Origin of the sequence: Paenibacillus sp. FSL R5-0378, assembly GCF_038009285.1 — a bacterium.
GTDB classification, from domain to species: domain Bacteria; phylum Bacillota; class Bacilli; order Paenibacillales; family Paenibacillaceae; genus Paenibacillus_AQ; species Paenibacillus_AQ favisporus.
On sequence record NZ_JBBPAY010000001.1, the window covers coordinates 1419764 to 1441285 of the forward strand.

Consider the following 21522-nt stretch of genomic DNA (forward strand, 5'->3'; position numbering starts at 1 on the left):
CTATTTTAGATGATAAGGGTGATGTTGGGCAATGAGCGATATTGTCGTCAGTACCAAGACGTTTGAGCTTGAGTCGGAATACACACCGCAGGGCGACCAGCCGAAGGCCATTACCGAGCTGGTGGAAGGCCTGAAGCAGGGGAAGAAGCATCAGACGCTGCTCGGTGCGACCGGTACCGGCAAGACCTTTACCATTGCGCAGACCATCGCCAAGGTGCAGCGGCCGACGCTGGTCATCGCGCATAACAAGACGCTTGCCGCCCAGCTGGCGAGCGAATTTAAGGAGTTTTTTCCGAACAACTCCGTCGATTACTTTGTGAGTTACTATGATTACTATCAACCGGAAGCATACATCCCTTCTTCGGATACGTATATTGAGAAAGATTCGAGCATCAACGAGGAGATCGATAAGCTGCGCCACTCCGCGACCAGCTCGCTGTTCGAGCGGCGGGACGTTATTATCGTGGCGAGCGTCTCGTGTATTTACGGCTTGGGTTCGCCGATGGAATACTCCAGCATGCTGCTGTCGCTGCGCGTAGGCATGGAGAAGCCGCGCAATCAGATTTTGTCGCGCCTGGTGGACATCCAATATCAGCGCAACGATATTAACTTCGTGCGGGGGACGTTCCGCGTGCGCGGTGATGTCATTGAGATCTTCCCGGCTTCCAAAGGGGAGCAGGCGGTCCGCGTGGAGCTGTTCGGGGACGAGATCGAACGGATTACGGAGATCGACGTCCTGACCGGCGAGCTGATCGGTGAACGCGATCATATTGCGATTTTCCCGGCGTCTCACTTCGTAACGAAGGAAGAAACGATGCGAGTCGCTCTGGTCAATATTGAGCGGGAGCTGGAGGAGCGGCTCGAGGAGCTGCGTTCCCAAGGCAAGCTGCTTGAAGCGCAGCGCCTGGAACAGCGCACGCGCTATGACATTGAAATGATGAAGGAAGTCGGTTTCTGTTCGGGGATCGAGAACTATTCCGGACCGCTGACGTTCCGGGAGCGTGGGGCTACTCCGTATACGCTGCTGGACTATTTTCCGGACGATATGCTGATTGTGGTCGACGAATCCCACGTGACACTGCCGCAGATTCGGGCAATGTACAACGGGGACCGGGCGCGCAAGACGGTGCTGGTGGAACACGGATTCCGTTTGCCGTCGGCGCTGGACAACCGGCCGCTGACGTTCGAAGAGTTCGAGAATAAAGTAAACCAGATCATTTACGTATCGGCGACGCCGGGGCCTTATGAGATCGAACACTGCGATACGATGGTCGAGCAGATCATTCGGCCGACGGGACTGCTGGATCCGGTGATCGAAGTCCGGCCGACCGAAGGGCAGATCGACGATCTGATCGGGGAGATCCGGGAGCGGATCGACCGCGACGAGCGGGTCCTCGTGACGACGCTGACCAAGAAGATGGCCGAGGATTTGACCGACTATCTGAAGGAGATCGGAATCAAGGTCAGGTACCTGCATTCCGATATCAAGACCTTGGAGCGGATGGCGATACTGCGCGACCTGCGTTTGGGCACGTTCCATGTGCTGATTGGTATCAACCTGCTGAGGGAGGGCCTTGACCTTCCGGAAGTATCGCTGGTTGCAATCCTGGATGCTGACAAGGAAGGCTTCCTCCGTTCGGAACGGTCGCTCATTCAGACGATCGGCCGCGCGGCCCGGAACTCTGAGGGCTTTGTTCTGATGTATGGCGACAACGTTACGGAGTCGATGGACAAAGCGATTAAGGAAACCCAGCGCCGCCGCACCATGCAGATCGCCTATAACGAGCAGCACGGAATCACGCCGCAAACGATTCGCAAGAAGGTCCGCGACGTCATCGAGGCGACAAAAGTGGCCGAGTCGAAGGCAGAGTATCTGACCGGAACCGGCGGCAAGATGTCGAAGAAGGAGCGCCAGTCGGTGATCCAGCGTCTGGAAGCGGAAATGAAAGAAGCCGCGAAGAACCTGCAGTTCGAGCGCGCCGCCGAGCTGCGTGACGCCCTGCTGGAACTGAAGGCGGAATAAACAAGAACAAGGATATGATAAGGGAACGGCCGCTTGTACTGGTCGTTCTCTTTGTGGATAAATCCCATAAATAGATCCTTTCAAAGGAGATGAGCGACCATTGGCCAGCGAGAATATCGTCATTAAGGGTGCCAGGGCCCACAATCTGAAGAATATAGATATCACGATTCCCCGTGATAAATTCGTCGTTTTAACCGGACTGAGCGGTTCGGGCAAGTCTTCCCTGGCGTTTGACACGATTTATGCCGAAGGGCAGCGCCGTTATGTAGAGTCACTGTCTGCGTATGCGCGGCAGTTTTTGGGACAGATGGAGAAGCCGGACGTCGACTCGATCGACGGGCTGTCTCCGGCCATATCGATTGACCAGAAGACGACGAGCCGCAACCCGCGCTCTACCGTCGGAACGGTAACCGAGATTTACGATTACCTGCGGCTGCTTTTTGCCCGTGTGGGCCATCCCCACTGTCCGGAGCACGGCATTGAAATCACGTCCCAGACTGTGGAGCAGATGGTCGACCGGATTATGCAGTATCCGGAGAAGACGCGTCTGCAGCTGCTGGCACCGATGATTTCCGGCCGGAAGGGTGAGCACAAGTCTTTGTTTACCGACGTGGCCAAGCAGGGCTTCGTACGCGTACGGGTAGACGGCGAGCTTCGCGATCTTTCCGAAAATATCGAACTGGAGAAAAACAAAAAGCACTCGATCGAGGTCGTTGTCGACCGGATCGTCGTTAAGGAAGGCGTGGAAGCGCGTCTGGCGGACTCTATCGAGACGGCTCTGAAGCTGTCCGGAGGCCAGCTGCTGGTCGATATTATGGGCCAGGAAGAGCTGCGTTTCAGCTCCAATTTCGCCTGCCCGATCTGCGGATTCAGCATTGAGGAGCTGTCCCCGCGGATGTTCTCGTTTAACAGTCCGTTCGGGGCCTGTCCGGAATGCGATGGACTTGGCGTGAAGATGATCGTCGACCCTGAGCTGCTGATTCCGGACCGGGAGAAATCGATCGATGACGGCGCTTTTCTGGCGTGGACAGGCAGTACGTCCAACTATTATCCGCAATTTTTGAAATCGGTATGTGAGCATTATAACATTCCTCAGAATGTTCCGGTCAGCCAGCTGAAGGAAGAAGATATGAACAAGCTGTTGTATGGAACGGGAAACCAGAAGGTCCGCTTCCGTTACGAAAATGACTTCGGACAGCGGAAAGAAGCGTTTGTGGTGTTTGAGGGCGTCATTCCCAATCTGGAGCGCCGCTACCGTGAAACGGCTTCCGAAGGCATCCGCGAATTTATCGAAAACTTCATGAGCGCGAAGCCGTGCGAAGTCTGCAAGGGTCACCGTTTGAAGAAAGAAGTGCTTGCCGTAACCGTCAATGACTACAACATGGCGCATGTGACGAGCCTGTCCATCGGCGAAGCGATGAAGCTGTTTGATCAGCTCGAGCTGTCCGAGAAGGAACGCTCGATTGCGAACTTGATCCTGAAGGAAATTAACGCGCGTCTCGGATTCCTCGTGAATGTCGGGCTCGATTACCTGACGCTGAGCCGGGCCGCGGGCACACTCTCCGGGGGAGAGGCCCAGCGGATCCGCCTGGCTACGCAGATTGGCTCCAGCCTGATGGGCGTGCTCTACATTCTCGATGAGCCGAGCATCGGTCTGCACCAGCGGGACAACGATCGGTTGATTTCTACGCTGGAGCATATGCGGGACATCGGCAATACGCTCATCGTCGTAGAGCATGACGAGGACACGATGATGGCCGCCGACTATATCATCGATATCGGTCCGGGTGCGGGCATTCACGGCGGTCGTGTCATCGCTCAAGGCACGCCGGAGGAAATCATGAAGGATCCGAATTCCTTGACCGGCCAATACCTGAGCGGACGCAAGTTCATCCCGGTCAATACGGAACGCCGTAAGCCGGATAACCGCTGGCTGGAGATCCGCGGAGCGAAAGAGAACAACTTGAAGAACATCAATGCCAAAATTCCTGTGGGTGTCTTCACGGCAGTAACAGGGGTTTCCGGTTCGGGCAAATCGACGCTTGTGAATGAGATTCTGTACAAAACGCTTGCCAGGGAGCTCAACAAGGCGGTCAAGGTCAGACCCGGACAGCACAAGGAAATCCGCGGACTCGAGCATCTGGAGAAGGTCATCGACATCGACCAGTCGCCGATCGGCCGCACGCCGCGTTCCAATCCGGCAACCTACACCGGTGTGTTTGATGATATCCGTGATATTTATGCACAGACGAACGAGGCCAAAATCCGCGGTTATAAAAAGGGACGCTTCAGCTTTAACGTGAAGGGCGGACGATGCGAAGCCTGCCGCGGGGACGGCATCATCAAGATCGAGATGCACTTCCTGCCGGACGTCTACGTGCCGTGCGAAGTCTGCAAAGGCAAACGCTATAACCGGGAAACGCTGGAGGTTAAGTATAAGGAAAAGAGCATTGCCGACGTGCTTGAAATGACGGTAGAGGACGCGACGGAGTTTTTCAAAAACATTCCGAAGATCCACCGGAAGCTACAGACGCTGCTCGACGTGGGCCTGGGCTATGTCACCTTGGGACAACCGGCCACGACGCTGTCTGGCGGCGAGGCGCAGCGTGTGAAGCTGGCCTCCGAGCTGTACCGGCGCAGCACCGGCAAGACACTCTACATTCTGGATGAGCCGACAACCGGTCTGCATGTCGACGATATCGACCGTCTGCTGACTGTGCTTCACCGTCTGGTCGATTCCGGGGAATCCGTGCTCGTCATTGAGCACAACCTGGACGTCATCAAGACGGCCGACCACATTATCGACCTGGGGCCTGAAGGCGGCAGCGGTGGCGGAACGATCATTGCCTCCGGTACGCCGGAGCAAATCGTGAAGGTGGAGCAGTCGTACACAGGCAAGTACTTGAAGCCGGTCCTGGAGCGCGACACGGCGCGCAGCGAAGCTTTGAAGGTGACGAGCTAATAGCGACCAGCTTGTACCAATGCCGTAATCAGAGCTTGGTATGGAACGATTACGCGAAATAAGGATATAGACCAGATCATGTCTCCATTCCGCCGTCAGGCGGGGGAGGCATGATTTTTTTTGTAATGAAGAAGGTATATGCTCTGGAGATTCTGTGTAAGTTGAACCAAAGAATAAGATGTAAGCAAGGGAGTAAAATGATTCCGAAGAAGCGAAGCGGTCACATTTGGCTTTCGGATTTCTACCTTACGTGGGTTCCATAAAATCAAGAAATCCGAAAACAAGAGGGATCGTAGGGACATTTTACGTACTTGCCCCATCATCCAATTCAATTTATACCGTAAGAAATTTCCGCCTTCCCGATATCCAAGTAACAGAGTTGGATGAAGGGCAGTTCCGGAAATAAGCGCCATTTTTCATAAATTGAAGCCAACCGGGGGAATAATATTAATGATTAGGTTTCTACACATGCACATGGTAATTGATCGGAGGCAACGAGCCTCAATTACCAGAAAAAGGCGATTTTATGACAATTTCAATTTTTTACATCCGAAGCCTTGCATCTCATCGCCCAGAACGATAACATGTAGAGAGATATGTAAATTGAGCGAAGCCACAAGAGGAGGTCCAACCATGTTGCTTGCAGAAGCTGCTGCATCGGCTGCATCCAAATTCAATACGTTTGACGTATTCATGATCCTGTTTACGATTTTGATCCTGATCGGGATTATCCGTCTGGTGAAGCAACCGGTTAAGAACAAATTTGCAATCGGATTCAGCGTGATTTGCTTGCTGGTCTTTTTAGCGTCCGACTTTGCGATGATCCAGAACTGGATGAGCTAATCGGATACAACTCCAACGAAATTGCGACGAATGAAGACACCTTTCGCTAACCGGCGGACAAGGGGTCTTTTTTTGTTTAAGCCATTGGGATTCTGGCTGTGGAAATTTCCTATTAAATATAGGGCTTCCAGCAATTGTACACGCCCGGTTTGTGTGATACATTGAGGCTATGATTCAGGGGAAAGGATAGACTCCGGAGATCTGCAGATCAAGATAAAGATAAGGTCAGGTGAGGGAATGAAACCGACGGGGAAAAAGTGGGTCATTACGCTGCTCAGCACGATCGTGCTCGTCAGTGGAAGCGCGGCGGCCGAGGCACAGAGCACAGGCAAAACGGCCACAGCGGCATCCAAGGCGGGACAAGCTGCGCAGAAGGCAAAAACAGCAGCATCAAGCGCATCTACAGCAAAGAAGGTCAACGTCCAGGTGGCAGCGGATCCGGTCCCGCAAATCGTCAAAGACATATCGCCTTCGGTTGTAGGGATTATCGGCCGCTCGACGGATACGACGCTGACGGGAGGCGCGACCAACCGCTACAATTTGGCGCACGGTACAGGAGTCATCGTGAAGTCCAACGGTTGGATCGTTACCAACGCGCATGTGGTGAACGGACTGGAAGGTACGCTGGTCGTCACATCCGACGGCAAATCGTATAGCATTGTAGATTCATACATAGACGAAACAAGTGATATTGCCTTAATCAAAATCAATGCCAAATCTTTAGTACCTGCGGTCTTTGCCAAGTCCGCACAAACTGCGCAGGTAGGGGAGAAGGTCATTGCGATCGGTACGCCGATCTCTTTTTCCCTGCGCAATTCAGCGACGGTGGGCGTTGTCAGCGGTCTGAACCGGGGCGTGAACGCTTTTTACCGGCTGATCCAAAGCGATACGGCAATTAACCCGGGCAACAGCGGGGGGCCGCTCGTTAATATGCGAGGCGAGGTGATCGGGATCAACAGCCTGAAGTTCGCAGCCGTCGGCGTGGAAAATATGGGCTTTTCCATCCCTTCAGATACGGTACAGTACGTGATGGGACAACTGTTCAAGTATGGGGAAGTGAAGCGCCCAAGCCTCGGCTTCAACATGGAAGAGAGCTGGTCTGCCATTGTCGGACTGCCAACGGACGATCCGTTAACCGTAACGAAGGTCTTTTCGGATCAGGCCAAAAAAGCCGGCATTCAGGAGGACGACGTACTCTACAGCATTAACGGCAAGCGGGTGACCTCGGTCGTGGACATCAACGAAATGTTTAAGTCCTTTTTACCGGGGCAAACGGTTAAGCTGCTTATGCAGAGCGGCGGGGATATCGTGGAGCGGAAGCTGGTTCTGTCGCAGGCGGGCGCCGATGGTGATGCCTACAATGACGAGAGCGGACCGGGAGAGGAATTTTAATGGGGAAGAAGGGACAGTCACGGATGAAGGGAAGCGCATTGCGTAACATCGGATCGGCGGCACTGGCCGGCATCATCATGCTGGCAGCCGCACTGCCCGCGTGGGCGGACAGCAGCTCGGACAAGCTGACATTGCAGCTCAAGACGGGAAGCACCGCGGCGGTGATTAACGGGCAGACGGTACAAATTTTGAAGCCGTTCAAGAAAAATGGAACCGTGATGGTTCCGCTGGGCGTGTTCAGCAAAGCGTTCGGCAGCGAAGTGAAATTGGAAAAAAACAATGTGGTCAAAATCGGATACGGCCCTCATCAGATCAGCTTAACGATCGACAGCCATCTGGCCTGGGTGGACGGACGTAAAGTGAAGCTGGAGGCTGCCCCGTCCATGATGAACGGCACCCTGATGGTTCCGCTTCGTGTGGTGGCGCAAGGCATCGGAGCGCAAATGAATACAGGGTCGGCGGGGGAATGGGTGATCAGCCTGAAACCTTCGGAGGATGATGCCAGTCCGCAAGATCCGGGGATCGATTCGGATGTAGGCAAGACGAAGATCGGCAACAGCTACTACGGCTGGACGATGAATTATCCGAGCGGCCTGATCGTCGGCAGCGGCGATGAGACCGAGAGTATCGCGTCTTTTAACGATGCAGAGGAGAAGTACTACATTGAAGTCCACGCTTCCGATGAGGATGCGGATCTAAGCACCGATGATTTGCTGGATCGGCTGGTGGAGGACGCCAAAAAAGGCGGCGAGATGGTAGTGGACCGGGGGACCTTCCCGAAAGCAAAGGTGCCGTATGCCCGTATTGTGACCAAGGACGGGGACGGAACCTTCTGGGAATGCCGGATGTATTCGAGCCATAATCGTCTGTACGAGCTGTATTTTGCTGATCTGCAGGCGTCCAACTACAAGGACCTGAATAAATATGCCGGGCTGCTGAACTCTTTTGATACAAGCTTTAATCCGGCGGACAAAACCGTGAAGGATCTGTCGACTGTCAAAAATGGCATGCGCGGCGTGTATAACGAGGACTACGGCATTGCTTTAGACATCCCGGCTGCCTGGAGCATGGACAATGCGGACATGTATTATGAAAGCAAGGACGGCAGCTACTTGAAGTTGAACGTGTCCACTGGACCCAAAGGCGACTCGCTTGAACAGTGGGGCGGACAGATGAAGAAATGGCTGGAGGAATCCTTCGTCAAAACTTCGTATGAGGTCGTCAATACTTACCCGCTGGAGGTATCCGGGGAACAGGCGCTGGTGAACGAAGCCAGGTATAACTACGGTGACGGCTGGATCCGTGAATATGAAGTGATGATTTTGAAGGACGGTTACCGCTATTATGTGGAATATGCAGCTCCGGAAGACCAGCCGGCGGATGTGGCCAAGTTCAAGGATTTGATGAACGGGATCAACATTGATTTTACCGTCGTGCCGGAATCCTTCGGGAGTATGGAAGAGAATACGTTCCTGATCGATAAATCCAAGAGAACGACCAAAACGTCCAAAACCTATCAGTACCAAATTCGTATTCCGCAGTACTGGAGCGCAAATCGCGACCAGTTTGAGCTGTCGCCGGTGGAGTATCAGTTCGTGGGCGGACGCATGATGATCACGGCCGAGAAGGATAGCTCCTTTGAAGAGGCTGTAAGCCAACTGAAGGCGTTCTACAATGAAGCCGTGAAGTATCAGAAAGATCTGAAGCTGGAAAAGGTAGAGAACACGACCTTTGCCGGCGAGCCGGCTGTCGTCTTTTCCATTCATCAGGTGAAGGACGGCATTCCGTACAGCGCGCGCCAAATCGTTGTGCAGCATAACGGCACGGTATATACGCTGTCCGCGTCCCTGAATGACGCCAACGCCACGGATATTCAGAAGAAGACGCTGGATGAGACGCTGAATTCTTTTACGTTCACGAAAAAAGATGATGTCAAGACAACCGCGGCTGCCGAATAAGGGAGCAGAAAATAAGTTTGACCAGGAACCGGTATAGCCAAAGGCTGTTCCGGTTTTTTGTTGTGCCGGCTTGATGAGGGATGCGTTAGAGGATGTAGATGGTCTAATTGCTTGTGCTGTGCCGGGCGTCTGTGGAAACGTCTTAGAGGTGCTTCGGTTTTGCTGCATATGGAGTTTTTCACATCATGTAAGACACGCTGGTCCATAATCGTGGTTTGCACCCTACCAAACGCGGATAACCTGATAGTATGCAAATGCGGAATTTGCTGCCTTCCTATGGGAATCGAGATAATTCGTGGGGATAGTAGAAGGATCGGAAGATGTCTGGTACACTAGATAAGTTAAAGCAGAAGTTGTGCTGGTGATTCTTTTCGTTTGGTCAGCAATGAGTACGAGAATTCTAGAATTTGAACCGGCAGGACCGGTTTGGGAGGATATAGATGAACAAACAAGCATTAAGAAGGGAAGACGTGGAGCTTCTGGCGCCGGCCGGCGACTGGGACTGCATGCGTGCGGCGGTGGCCAACGGAGCGGATGCGATCTTTTTCGGCGTGGAAAAGTTTAACGCCCGTGCCCGGGCGAACAACTTCCGGATGGCGGAGCTGCCGGAGATCATGTCGTTTCTTCACAGCTATGGTGTGAAGGGCTTTTTGACGTTTAACATTTTGGTGTTTGAAAACGAGCTGGAGGATGCCAAGGAACTGATCGACGCCTGTATCGATGCGGGCGTGGATGCTGTGATTGTGCAGGATTTGGGGCTGGTGAAGCTGATCCGGGAAATTTCCCCGGACTTCCCGATTCACGGCTCGACCCAGATGACGATCACTTCGCCGGAAGCGGTGGAATTCACCAAGCCGTGGGGCATGGAGCGTGTCGTGCTTGGGCGCGAGAACAACCTGAAGCAGATTCAAAAAATCGGAGAACAGGCGAAACTTCCGATGGAAGTGTTCGTTCATGGCGCCCTGTGCGTTTCCTATTCCGGTCAGTGCCTGACGTCGGAAATGTGGGGCGGCCGCTCGGCCAACCGCGGCGAATGCGCGCAGGCCTGCCGCTTGCCGTACGACCTGATCGTGGACGGCGAGCAGAAGCCGATGGGCGATGTGGCTTATCTGCTGTCACCAAAAGATTTGGCGGCTATCGATTTGATGCCGGAGCTGATCGAGGCGGGGGTCACGTCCTTTAAAATCGAAGGGCGCCTGAAGAGCCCCGAGTACGTGGCCAACGTGGTCAGCAAGTACCGGAAGGCGATCGACCGTTACTTTGACGGCGACAATACGCCGCCGAGCGAAGAGGAAATGCGCGAGCTGCAGCAGAGCTTTTCGCGCGGCTTTACGCATGGATTCCTCGAAGGCACGAACAATAAAAAGCTGGTCGACGGCACGTTCCCGAAAAGCCGCGGCGTGTACGTCGGCCGGGTCGAAAAGATCCTGCGCGACGGCGTCGTCTGCAAGATCGAAGCTCCGCTGAAGCGCGGGGACGGCATCGTGTTCGATGCCGGCGACCCGACCAAGCAGGAAGAGGGCGGACGGATTTACGACCTGCGCCGCAAAGGCGTCAAGGTTGACGGGGAAGCCGGCGAAGGTTGGATCGTGGACATCGTCCCGGGCCGGAGCGACGTGGACCTGCGTAAGCTGCATGTCGGCGACCGTATCTGGAAAACAAACGATCCGGCGCTCGACAAGCGCCTGCGCCAAACGTTCGAGACGGAGAAGCCATACCGGGTGTTCCCGGTACATGTGAAGGCTGTAGGCCATGCCGGCGGTCTCCTGACGACCGTCTGGACCGACGTGCAGAAGGGCACAACGGTGCAGGTGGACTCGGAGATGGAGCTGGAAATCGCCAAGAAGCGGCCGATGGATTACGCTCTGCTCGAAGAGCAGTTCGGCCGCCTGGGCGGTACCGTCTACCAGCTCGAGAAGCTGGACGTCGACCTGCAGGGCGACGTCATCGTGCCGATGCGCGAGCTGAACAATATCCGCCGCCGGGCGGTGGAGCTGCTCGCAGGCGAGCGCCCGAAGCCGCCCGTGTACGTGAAACGGGCGGCGACCGTGTATGGCGATGCCACGCGCAGCGCATCGCCGGTGGCCCGCGGTGAGGCGAAGCTCACCGCGCTGTGCCGCAGCCTCCCGCAGGTGGAGGCTGCGCTCGAAGCCGGCGTAGAGATGATATACGCCGACTTCGAGTTCATCAAGCAGTTCCCGGCAGCGGTGGAAGCCGTTCATGCCGCCGGCAAGCGGATCGCGCTGGCGACGCCGCGCATTCATATGCCGAACGAGAACGGCTACCACAAAAACATCCTGCGCCTCAAGCCGGACGCCGTGCTTGTGCGCAACACCGGGGCGCTGTATTTCTACCTGCGCCACCGGATGGAAAACCCGGATGCCGATCATCCGCAGCTGATTGGCGATTTCTCGCTGAACATCGCCAACCACAAAGCGGTGGATCTGTTCCTCGAAGCCGGCTGTGACCTGGTCACGCCGTCTTACGACCTGAACATCCAGCAGATGGTCGATCTGCTGGAGCGCTCCAAAACGTCGCAGATGGAGATCGTCATCCACCAGCATCTGCCGATGTTCCATACGGAGCACTGCGTATACTGTACCTTCTTGAGCGAAGGCACCGACTTCACGAACTGCGGCCGTCCGTGCGAATCTCACCGGGCGTCCCTGCAGGACCGCATCGGCATGTCTCATCCGGTCCGCGTGGACGAGGGCTGCCGCAACACGGTCTACAACGCCATCGAGCAGTCCGGTGCCGAGTACCTGACGAACTTCATGGACCTCGGCGTCTCGACCTACCGCGTCGAGTTCCTGGAGGAAACGCCTGAACAGGTGCACGAGGTCATCGACCTGTACAACCGTGCTCTGCGCGGCGAAATCAGCGGCACGCAGGTGTGGAAGACGCTGAAGGCGACGAATCAGCTGGGGGTAACTCGTGGACAGCTGGTGAAGTAAGAAAAAATAAATGAAGGCAGAATCCCGCCATGTCGTGCGGATTCTGCCTTTTTTATGTGCTAATACTTATGATAATGGCTTGTTTTTTTATCTCTAAAATATTCATTTCCTCGTGCTGGATGTATGGTGTATTGTATATATATGGAATTTAGAAGTGTTACTACAGCTTATTCGATTCTCCCCTAAACCTCTCTGGCCCCACTCAATTGAAACAGTTTCCCCTAAGATGATTTATGACTTAAAAAGGGCGGACCAATAGATCACCCTACGGTTTGGTAGCATCATATATTAATAAGAATGAATTCGATTTTGGTTAATTACAAGACTACCATTAGGGGGCCTACCGTGTGAAAGTGAATCAATTACGATTGGCAGATGCCGTATGGATTGAACCTGTTGTTCATGGTGACAACCGGGGTTTTTTTATGGAGGGGTATAACGAGGCTGTACTGCGCCAGCAGGGGATTACGCACACATTCGTTCAGGATAATCAATCGCTCTCCGCAGAGGCGGGCGTCATCCGCGGCCTTCATTATCAATTGAACCCCAAAGCCCAGACCAAGCTGGTCCGCGTTCTGAGCGGTGCGATTTATGATGTGATTGTGGATGTCCGGCGGGATTCAGCGACGTTTGGAGAGTGGACCGGCGTGATTCTTAGTGAGTATAACAAGCGGCAGCTGCTTGTCCCCAAAGGGTTCGCCCACGGATTCTGCACGCTGGTTCCGGGTACGCAGGTTCTGTATAAGGTAGATGAATATTATTCTCCTGAACATGACCGGGGCATCTTGTGGAACGACCCTGCGCTTGGCATCGACTGGCCGGTCTCCAGTCCGATCCTGTCGGATAAAGATCAGCGCCATCCTCTGCTGAAGGATGCGGAGCTTAACTTTTGATTACGACCAGGAGGGATCAAACGATGGGAAGGAAAATGCTCGTTACCGGCGGAGCGGGGTTTATCGGAAGTAATTTTATTATATACATGCTGCAAAAGTATCCTGAATTGGAAATCGTCAATATGGATGCACTGACGTATGCCGGCAACCTCGAAAACCTCAGCTCCATCCAGAATCATCCCCATTACACATTTACGGCGACCAACATTACCGATGCGGAGGCTGTGGAATCATGGTTTCAGCAAGGGATCGATATCGTCGTCAACTTTGCGGCTGAATCCCATGTAGACCGGAGCATTCTGGAACCGGATATTTTCGTGAAGACGAATGTGCTGGGGACGCAGGTGCTGCTTGATGCAGCCCGGAAGCATGGGGTGACCAAATTCGTTCAGGTATCCACCGATGAGGTATACGGTACGCTGGGAGATACGGGACTTTTTACGGAAGAAACACCGCTGGCTCCAAACAGTCCTTACTCCGCGAGCAAAGCCGGAGGAGATCTCATGGTCCGGGCCTATTATGAAACATTTGGACTGCCCGTAAATATCACCCGCTGTTCCAACAATTACGGTCCGTATCAGTTTCCGGAAAAGCTGATCCCGCTCATGATTTCCCGCGCCCTCAACGAGCAGCCGCTGCCTGTTTACGGCGACGGGTTGAATATCCGGGACTGGCTGTACGTCGAAGACCACTGCTCTGCCATCGACCTTGTCATCCATCAGGGCAAGCCGGGCGAGGTGTATAACATTGGCGGCAACAATGAGCGGACGAACCTTCATATCGTCAGAACGATATTGGAGGAACTGGGTAAACCGGAGTCATTAATTACGCATGTTCAGGACCGGCCGGGGCATGACCGCCGTTACGGAATCGATCCTGCCAAAATAACGAGGGAACTCGGTTGGGAGCCGAAGTACGATTTTGAATCCGGCATCAAGGAGACGATTCAGTGGTATCTGGATCATAAAGATTGGTGGGCGCGAATTCAGTCCGGTGAGTATCAGGATTATTACAAGAAGCAGTACGGTTCGCGTTTGGGGGACAGCTTATGAAAGTCCTTGTGACAGGAGCCGAAGGACAGCTTGGCCGGGATGTGACCGCCTTGTTTCAGCAAGCGGGGCATCAGGTTCTGGGCTGCGGGCGCTCCATGCTCGATATTACTCGTTGGGATGCGTGCCAGCAGGCCGTTAATGATTTTGGGCCGGACACGATTGTCCACTGCGCGGCCTACACGGCCGTGGATGCGGCAGAAACGGACATTGACGGGGCTTACCGGGTTAATGCGATCGGCACCAGGAATATGACGACGGCAGCGGAGAACTGCGGAGCCAAGCTGGTATACATCAGCACGGATTATGTTTTTAACGGAAGGTCTTCTGTTCCTTACCGGGAATATGACGAGACTGATCCCCAAAGCGTCTACGGCAAAACCAAACGGGCTGGTGAGCAATTCGTGCAGAGCCTGTCTACCAGGTACTTCATTGTCCGCACCTCTTGGGTATATGGTGCGCATGGAGCCAATTTCGTCAAAACGATGCTGCGCCTCGGTCAAGAAAAACCCGTGCTGCAGGTCGTCAACGACCAGCTGGGTTCTCCTACGTTCACAGTAGATTTGTCCCGCTTTCTGCATGAACTCGTCCAAACGGAGAAATACGGGATTTATCACGCCTCCAATGCGGGGCAGTGTACCTGGTTTGACTTCACCCGGGCTATTTTTGACGAAGCGGGCAAAGCTGGAATCCAGCTGACCGCCCGGCTTGAACCCTGCACAACGGCTCAATTTCCCCGTCCTGCTCCCCGTCCTGCATATTCGGTCATGGATCACATGGCGATTCGGGCCAATGGGCTGACTGATTTGAGGGATTGGCGGGAGGGACTGCATGATTTTATTCAAGATCTATCTACCAGAAATCAAGGAATAGAGTAGATTAGAACTCTATAATGAAAAGTTCGATCTGGCACCGGCTGCTGCGGTGCTTTTTTCTTTTCCCATAGGGCATTCCCATCTTTCCCCACCCCCCTCATCGTTTGACACCCCTCCCGTCCGGGTAATCTCTACTAACGAATCTCTTTCTTCGTCTCCCAACGAATCAGACACGCTCCCCTCACGCTTACGCTGGTGAAAAGGATGTGATATCGATGAGGAAATGGGTGGCATTGCTGGCGCTGGTCGTAGCGGCCGGCCTGATGATGTGGGTTCCCCAGGGAAGCTCCAAGGACATCAACAACAATTTTACCGACTACCGGGTCATTTCCCACGCGATGGGCGGGATCCGCGAGCATGCGTACACGAATTCCTATGAGGCGTTTATTGCCAACTACGAAAAAGGAAACCGTGTATTCGAGGTGGATCTGCTACTGACGGCGGACGGCCATTTGGTGGCCAGGCACGAATGGACGCAGTACATGACCGAGCTGCTGGGGCAAAAGGGTGAGCTTCCGAAGGACAAGCAGTCGGGAAGACTGACCTACAGCGACTTCAAGAACAGCAAAATCCTCGGCACCTACGAGCCGCTGGATTGGTCGGATATTTTGGACCTGATGGAGCATTATCCCGATATTTATATCGTGACAGATACGAAGGAGCAGGAGCCGGCGGATATGCAAAAAGAGCTGGAGATCCTCGTAGATACGGCGAAAAAACGCGATCCCGCGCTGCTGAAAAGGGTCGTGCCGCAAATTTACGATCAGCCGATGCTGGACATGGTGAACGGTATTTATGAGTTTCCGTCCATTATATACACGCTGTATGCGACCAAGGATACGGATCAGGAAGTCATCGATTTTGCTGCCAGCCATTCGATTGAGGCGGTTACGATCCCGGAATCCCGGGCGAAGCCGGATTTTCTGGCCAAGCTGAAGAAGGCGGGAATTACGGCTTATGTGAATACGATTAACGATCCTTCCGAAATTGGCAGGCTGCAGCGAATGGGGGTTACGGGCGTGTATTCCGACTTTGTAACGGAGCAAGAGCTTGGGGACAACCGCTGGCTGGTTGCGCTCGGGTGGTAATTACATCCATATTGTTCACCTGATGAATCGTTTATGACTTGAAAGATATGCTTCTCTACCCGGAGCATATCTTCTTTTTTGTGTACGGCGGATTGGCGAAAAAATGTTCGCATTTTATGCGAACACAAATTGACACTCACCCGGTGCTGACATAGACTAGATTTATGAAGATTTGTCGTGGAGGAATGCCCTTTGATGCAAATGATTATGCCATGGAGGCATGTGTTTAAGCTTGACCCGGATAAGGGGATCGCCGATGAGGCGCTGGATGCGGTGTGCATGTCCGGTACGGACGCCGTCATGGTGGGCGGGTCCAGCGGGGTAACGTTTGATAACACCGTAGAGCTGCTGTCACGTATTAGGCGATATGAGGTCCCCTGCGTGCTGGAGGTGTCCGACTTGGAGGCGATCGTACCGGGTTTTGATCTGTATATGATCCCCATGGTGCTCAATGCTTCGGATTCGGCATGGCTCGTTGGCCATCATCAGCGGGCGGTAGAGGAGTATGGATACATGATCCCGTGGGAGCTGCTCGTTCCCGAAGGCTATATCGTCCTGAACGCTGATTCCACGGTTGCCCGCTTGACCGGTGCGCAGACCCAGCTGGATGCGGCCGGAGCAGCGGCGTATGCCCAGGTCGCGGACAAGCTGATGTCTCTGCCGGTTGTCTATGTGGAGTACAGCGGGACGTTCGGGGACATGGAGACCGTGCGTCACATTCACCGCTCGCTTAACGGGGCCAAGCTGTTCTATGGCGGAGGCATCAAGGATGCTGATTCGGCCCGTCAGGCTGCTGACGTCTGCGACACCATCGTCGTCGGCAACGCCGTTTACGAAGATTTGAAGCAGGCGCTGCTGACGGTTAAGGCTATTAAGGAATAAAAGTAAGTGGATTTAGACCGTTCTCGGTACTACCTCTAATCCCCAAATGCATATCACCGCTAACCGGTATAATAGATGCTGGCCGTTGGGCCACACTGCATACCGCTTTTATGATGTCCTATCTTATTTGTGAATTTCTATAGCAGGAAGGAGCATGCACGCATGCAACCTATTGATATACAACAGGCAATACAACGACTGAACCCGCAGCAGCGCCAAGCCGTGGAAGCCACGGACGGCCCGCTGCTCATCATGGCCGGCGCGGGCAGTGGCAAGACCCGGGTGCTCACACACCGGATCGCTTACCTGATCGCAACCCGCAAAGCTCCGCCTTGGGGCATTCTGGCCATTACGTTTACCAACAAAGCCGCGCGCGAGATGCAGGACCGGGTAGCGAAGCTGGTCGGCAATGAGGGCCGGGACATTTGGGTGTCCACGTTCCACTCGATGTGCGTCCGCATTTTGCGGAGAGATATTGAACGCATCGGATTCACCTCGAACTTTTCCATTCTGGACTCCACAGACCAGCTGTCCGTTATCCGCAACTGCATGAAGGATCTGAACCTCGACACGAAGAAATTCGAGCCGAAAGCGATCCAGTCCGTGATCAGTACGGCGAAGAACGAACTGGTGACGCCGGCGCAGTATGAACAGAAGGCGGGGGACTATTTCGAAGGCCTGGTCGCCAAGGTGTACACGATGTACCAGAAGCGGCTCAAGGCCAACAACTCGCTGGACTTTGACGATTTGATCATGGCTACGATTCAGCTGTTTAAGGAAGTGCCGGAAGTGCTGGATTTTTATCAGAAAAAGTTCCAGTACATTCATGTCGACGAGTACCAGGATACGAACCGGGCGCAGTACATGCTGTGCCGGATGCTGGCCGACAGCCATCACCGGATTTGCGTTGTGGGTGACAGCGACCAGTCCATTTACCGCTGGCGCGGCGCGGACATCAGCAACATTTTGAATTTTGAAGAGGATTATCCGGAAGCGCGCACCATTCTGCTCGAACAGAACTACCGCTCCACCGCGACGATTTTGAACGCAGCGAACGAGGTCATTGGACAGAACACCGGCCGCAAACCGAAGAAGCTGTGGACCGATAAAGGCGAAGGCGCGAAGATTAAAGTGTATCGGGCGGACTCGGAGCATGACGAAGGGTATTTCGTCACCTCGGAAATCAGCAAGAACGTAAATCAGGGCAAGTCGTACCAGGATCATGCCATCCTGTACCGGACCAACGCCCAGTCCCGGGTCATCGAGGAAATTTTGATCAAGTCGGACATTCCGTACCAAATCGTCGGCGGCATCAAGTTCTACGACCGCAAAGAGATCAAGGATATGCTGGCCTATCTGCGCCTGCTCTCCAATCCGGATGACGATATCAGCTTGACGCGGATCATTAACGTTCCTAAACGGAGTATCGGCGATACGACAGTGGCGAAGCTTTCAGCCGCAGCGACGGAGCGGGGAGTGTCCATCTTCCGTGTGCTGGAGTTCGTTGACGATCTCGGCTTTGCCGGACGGACCCGCAACGCACTGGTGGAGTTCTACGATATGATTTCGGCCCTTTACCAGATGGTGGAGTATCTGTCGGTCACTGAGCTGACCGAGAAAATGCTGGAGATGACCCAGTACCGGATCGACCTGCAGCGTGAGAATACGATCGAATCCCGGTCCCGCCTGGAAAATATCGACGAGTTCCTGTCTGTTACGATGGAATTTGAGAAGAATAATGAAGATAAGTCGCTGGTGGCGTTTCTGACCGATTTGGCGCTCATCGCCGACATCGACAGTATGAACGACAGCGAGGAGGACCGCACGGATGCAGTTGTCCTGATGACGATGCACAGCGCCAAGGGGCTGGAATTCCCGGTGGTGTTTATCATCGGCATGGAAGAAGGCGTATTCCCGCACAGCCGGGCCTTCCAGGATAATGAGGAGCTGGAGGAGGAGCGCCGGCTGGCTTACGTCGGGATTACCCGCGCGGAGCAGCAGCTGTTCCTATCCTGCGCGCAGATGCGCACCTTGTTCGGCCGGACGACGGCGAACCCGCCTTCCCGCTTCCTGGATGAGATCCCGGAAGAGCTGAAGGAAGATACGGTCGTTGCCCGTGACCGCTACCGCCGCGGAGGCAATATTGGCGGTTCTTATGGCGGCAGAGGTTTTGGCAGCGGAGGCAGCAACTTCGGCAGAAGTGCTGCCCCATCCTCGCAGAGCGGTTCGACGGCCACTTCGGTTGGCCGGGAGAGCCGGGTGACGGTGACTACCTCCACTCCGGCCAAAATGGCAGCGGCGAGCAGCACCTCGGACCTCACCGCCCTGAAGGCGGGAGACAAGGTCTCCCACGGCAAATGGGGCATCGGGACGGTCGTTTCAGTGAAAGGCAGCGGCAACGATACGGAGCTGCAGATCGCTTTTCCAGCGCCGGTTGGCGTGAAACGCCTTTTGGCCGGGTTTGCGCCGATCACTAAAGTGGAAAATTAAAATTATGAATCTATAGACGGAGGGATGACCCTGCATGGATCCGAAGTTGACCATGGAGCAGCTCGTAGCCGAGCTGAATAAGCACAATTATCAATACTACACGCTGGATGCGCCTGTCATTAGCGATAAAGAGTACGACGCTTTGTACGACCAGCTCGTTGCATTGGAGAAGGAGACCGGCATGACGCTGCCGGATTCTCCGACACAGCGTGTAGGGGGAGAGCTGCTCAAAGGATTTGTCCAGCATCGTCATCTGGCTCCGCTGTGGAGCCTGGATAAGGCCCAAAATATCGAACAGCTTGGCAGCTGGAACGCAAGGGCTGTAAGGCTGGTTCAAGACTATAACAAGAAAAACCCGGATAACCCTCTGCCCGAGCTGAGCTATGCGGTGGAGCTGAAGTTTGACGGGCTCACGCTCAATTTGACCTATACCAACGGAAGATTGGTTCAGGCGGCTACGCGTGGAAACGGCGTGGTCGGCGAAGGCATCCTTCCGCAGATCAAGACGATTAAGTCTGTGCCTTTGAGCATTCCATATAAGGACGGAACGATCGAGGTCCAAGGCGAAGGGATAATGAACCTCTCTGTGCTTGAGGAGTACAACAAGACGGCGGCAGAGCCGCTCAAGAACGCCCGGAACGGGGCGGCGGGAGCGCTGCGCAACCTGAATCCGAAGGTGACGGCCGAGCGCCGGTTGAATGCCTATTTCTACAACGTGGGCTATTCGGATAACATCCGGTTCGACAGCCATAAGGAAATGATGGATTTTCTGCGGGAAAATCATTTTAAAGTCAATCCGTACATCACGTATTTCGATAACTTCGACGATGTGATGGAGCAGCTGGCCGAAATTCAGGAGCGCCGTTCCAGCCTGGACTATCTCATTGACGGAGCCGTTATCAAAATCGTCGACATGCGCACGCGCGAGGCGCTCGGGTATACGGACAAATTCCCTCGCTGGGCGGTAGCCTACAAATTCGAGGCGGAAGAGACGACAACCGTGCTGGAGTCCGTCAGCTGGAACGTAGGCCGTACCGGTAAAGTAACTCCGCTCGCCCGGGTAGAAGCGGTGGAGCTGGCAGGCGTTACCGTTCAGAACTGTACGCTGAACAACGTGGGGGACATCGAGCGCAAAAACCTGAAATATGCGCTGGGTACGCGCGTGTTTATCCGCCGTTCCAACGACGTCATTCCGGAGATTTTGGGTAAGGTGACCGAAGAGAACGACGGCGGTGAAATCATTTATCCGGAGCATTGCCCGGCGTGCGGCTTCCCGCTGGAAATGCGCGGCGCCCATCTGTTCTGCAACAACAAGCTGAACTGCAGGCCGCAAATCATCGGGCGGATTACGCATTTCGCCTCCCGTGACGCGATGGATATCGAGACGTTCAGCGATAAGACAGCCGGACAGCTGTACGACGAACTGAACGTGCACGAAGCGGCGGAACTGTATGAGCTGACGTTTGAGCAGCTGGTGAAGCTGGATCGTTTTGGCGAGAAAAAGGCGATGAATCTGCTGGAGGCGATTGAAAAAAGCAAGGGCAGGGATCTCGCTTCCTTCCTGTACGCATTGGGTATTCCCAACACCGGCAAATCCACGGCCAAAATGCTGGCGGACCATTACCGGGATCTCCATGCTGTGATGAAAGCCGACATAGAGGAGTTAATCGCTCTTCCGGATGTCGGCGGCATTGTCGCCGAGAGCATCGTGAACTTCTTTGCCGATCCGTTTGTGGTGGCGGGCATCGAGAAAATGCTCTCTCTCGGCGTACAAGCGAAGGCGCCTGAGGCACCTCAGGCGGTTAAAACCGACTCCTTCTTCAGCGGGAAAACGGTCGTATTGACCGGCACGCTGCACCAAATGACCCGCGACGAGGCGTCTGCGCAGCTGGAGGCGCTGGGAGCGAAAGTGACGGGCAGCGTCTCGGCCAAGACGGACCTGCTCATTGCCGGAGAGAAGGCCGGCAGCAAGCTGGCCAAAGCGAAGCAGCTCGGCATCCAGGTGATCGAGGACGAGGACGAGTTCATTCGTCTTTTGAACGAAGAAGCGAACTAGTTATTGAACGTGACCAACAAAGTCCGGGCTCATTGAAAAATGGGCCTAGGGCTTTTT

General features: G+C 54.4%; 13 protein-coding genes. All 13 read left to right on the forward strand.

The genetic code is table 11. The features are described 5' to 3' along the window. Positions 1 to 31: 31 nt before the first annotated feature. Entirely contained in the window at positions 32 to 2023 is a 1992-nt protein-coding gene (gene uvrB / locus MKY74_RS06275; protein ID WP_076174521.1) for an excinuclease ABC subunit UvrB, read from the forward strand. A gap of 100 nt (positions 2024 to 2123) precedes the next feature. After that, the gene (gene uvrA / locus MKY74_RS06280) at positions 2124 to 4985 is read left to right on the forward strand and encodes an excinuclease ABC subunit UvrA (RefSeq protein WP_076174519.1); all 2862 of its coding nucleotides are present in this window, start codon (positions 2124 to 2126) and stop codon (positions 4983 to 4985) included. 633 nt (positions 4986 to 5618) lie between these two features. Next, the gene (locus MKY74_RS06285; RefSeq protein ID WP_076174517.1) at positions 5619 to 5828 is read left to right on the forward strand and encodes a hypothetical protein; all 210 of its coding nucleotides are present in this window, start codon (positions 5619 to 5621) and stop codon (positions 5826 to 5828) included. A 237-nt stretch (positions 5829 to 6065) separates the two neighbouring features. Next, positions 6066 to 7220 (forward strand): S1C family serine protease, encoded by a 1155-nt coding sequence (locus MKY74_RS06290; protein WP_076174514.1) that lies wholly within the window; start codon positions 6066 to 6068, stop codon positions 7218 to 7220. Next, positions 7220 to 9178: a copper amine oxidase N-terminal domain-containing protein gene (locus tag MKY74_RS06295; RefSeq protein WP_244169406.1), complete on the forward strand. Its 1959-nt coding sequence runs from the start codon at positions 7220 to 7222 to the stop codon at positions 9176 to 9178. The genes MKY74_RS06290 and MKY74_RS06295 overlap by 1 nt, the downstream gene beginning before the upstream one ends. 440 nt (positions 9179 to 9618) lie before the next feature. Then, positions 9619 to 12132, forward strand: coding sequence for a U32 family peptidase (locus tag MKY74_RS06300; protein WP_076174512.1), 2514 nt, complete (start codon positions 9619 to 9621; stop codon positions 12130 to 12132). A 347-nt stretch (positions 12133 to 12479) separates the two neighbouring features. Further along, the gene (rfbC, locus tag MKY74_RS06305) at positions 12480 to 13025 is read left to right on the forward strand and encodes a dTDP-4-dehydrorhamnose 3,5-epimerase (RefSeq protein ID WP_076174510.1); all 546 of its coding nucleotides are present in this window, start codon (positions 12480 to 12482) and stop codon (positions 13023 to 13025) included. A 23-nt stretch (positions 13026 to 13048) separates the two neighbouring features. Then, positions 13049 to 14077, forward strand: a complete 1029-nt coding sequence (gene rfbB / locus MKY74_RS06310) for a dTDP-glucose 4,6-dehydratase (protein WP_076174508.1) — start codon at positions 13049 to 13051, stop codon at positions 14075 to 14077. Then, positions 14074 to 14952, forward strand: coding sequence for a dTDP-4-dehydrorhamnose reductase (rfbD, locus tag MKY74_RS06315; protein WP_076174506.1), 879 nt, complete (start codon positions 14074 to 14076; stop codon positions 14950 to 14952). The genes rfbB and rfbD overlap by 4 nt, the downstream gene beginning before the upstream one ends. A 212-nt stretch (positions 14953 to 15164) precedes the next feature. After that, positions 15165 to 16037, forward strand: a complete 873-nt coding sequence (locus MKY74_RS06320; protein WP_076174504.1) for a phosphatidylinositol-specific phospholipase C/glycerophosphodiester phosphodiesterase family protein — start codon at positions 15165 to 15167, stop codon at positions 16035 to 16037. A 195-nt stretch (positions 16038 to 16232) separates the two neighbouring features. Then, positions 16233 to 16919 carry a heptaprenylglyceryl phosphate synthase gene (locus MKY74_RS06325; RefSeq protein ID WP_084204120.1) on the forward strand — a complete coding sequence of 229 codons (687 nt, stop codon included), beginning with the start codon at positions 16233 to 16235 and terminating at the stop codon, positions 16917 to 16919. 162 nt (positions 16920 to 17081) lie between these two features. Further along, positions 17082 to 19409 carry a DNA helicase PcrA gene (gene pcrA / locus MKY74_RS06330; RefSeq protein WP_076174500.1) on the forward strand — a complete coding sequence of 776 codons (2328 nt, stop codon included), beginning with the start codon at positions 17082 to 17084 and terminating at the stop codon, positions 19407 to 19409. A gap of 34 nt (positions 19410 to 19443) precedes the next feature. After that, positions 19444 to 21465, forward strand: a complete 2022-nt coding sequence (ligA, locus tag MKY74_RS06335) for an NAD-dependent DNA ligase LigA (protein WP_076174498.1) — start codon at positions 19444 to 19446, stop codon at positions 21463 to 21465. Positions 21466 to 21522: the final 57 nt, after the last annotated feature.

Bases quoted from the DNA above. Each gene is read 5' to 3' on its own strand.
- uvrB (WP_076174521.1), top strand. From the start codon at position 32: ATGAGCGATATTGTCGTCAGTACCAAGACGTTTGAGCTTGAGTCGGAA.
- MKY74_RS06285 (WP_076174517.1), top strand. From the start codon at position 5,619: ATGTTGCTTGCAGAAGCTGCTGCATCGGCTGCATCCAAATTCAATACG.
- MKY74_RS06290 (WP_076174514.1), top strand. From the start codon at position 6,066: ATGAAACCGACGGGGAAAAAGTGGGTCATTACGCTGCTCAGCACGATC.
- MKY74_RS06295 (WP_244169406.1), top strand. From the start codon at position 7,220: ATGGGGAAGAAGGGACAGTCACGGATGAAGGGAAGCGCATTGCGTAAC.
- MKY74_RS06300 (WP_076174512.1), top strand. From the start codon at position 9,619: ATGAACAAACAAGCATTAAGAAGGGAAGACGTGGAGCTTCTGGCGCCG.
- rfbB (WP_076174508.1), top strand. From the start codon at position 13,049: ATGGGAAGGAAAATGCTCGTTACCGGCGGAGCGGGGTTTATCGGAAGT.
- rfbD (WP_076174506.1), top strand. From the start codon at position 14,074: ATGAAAGTCCTTGTGACAGGAGCCGAAGGACAGCTTGGCCGGGATGTG.
- MKY74_RS06320 (WP_076174504.1), top strand. From the start codon at position 15,165: ATGAGGAAATGGGTGGCATTGCTGGCGCTGGTCGTAGCGGCCGGCCTG.
- MKY74_RS06325 (WP_084204120.1), top strand. From the start codon at position 16,233: ATGCAAATGATTATGCCATGGAGGCATGTGTTTAAGCTTGACCCGGAT.
- pcrA (WP_076174500.1), top strand. From the start codon at position 17,082: ATGCAACCTATTGATATACAACAGGCAATACAACGACTGAACCCGCAG.
- ligA (WP_076174498.1), top strand. From the start codon at position 19,444: ATGGATCCGAAGTTGACCATGGAGCAGCTCGTAGCCGAGCTGAATAAG.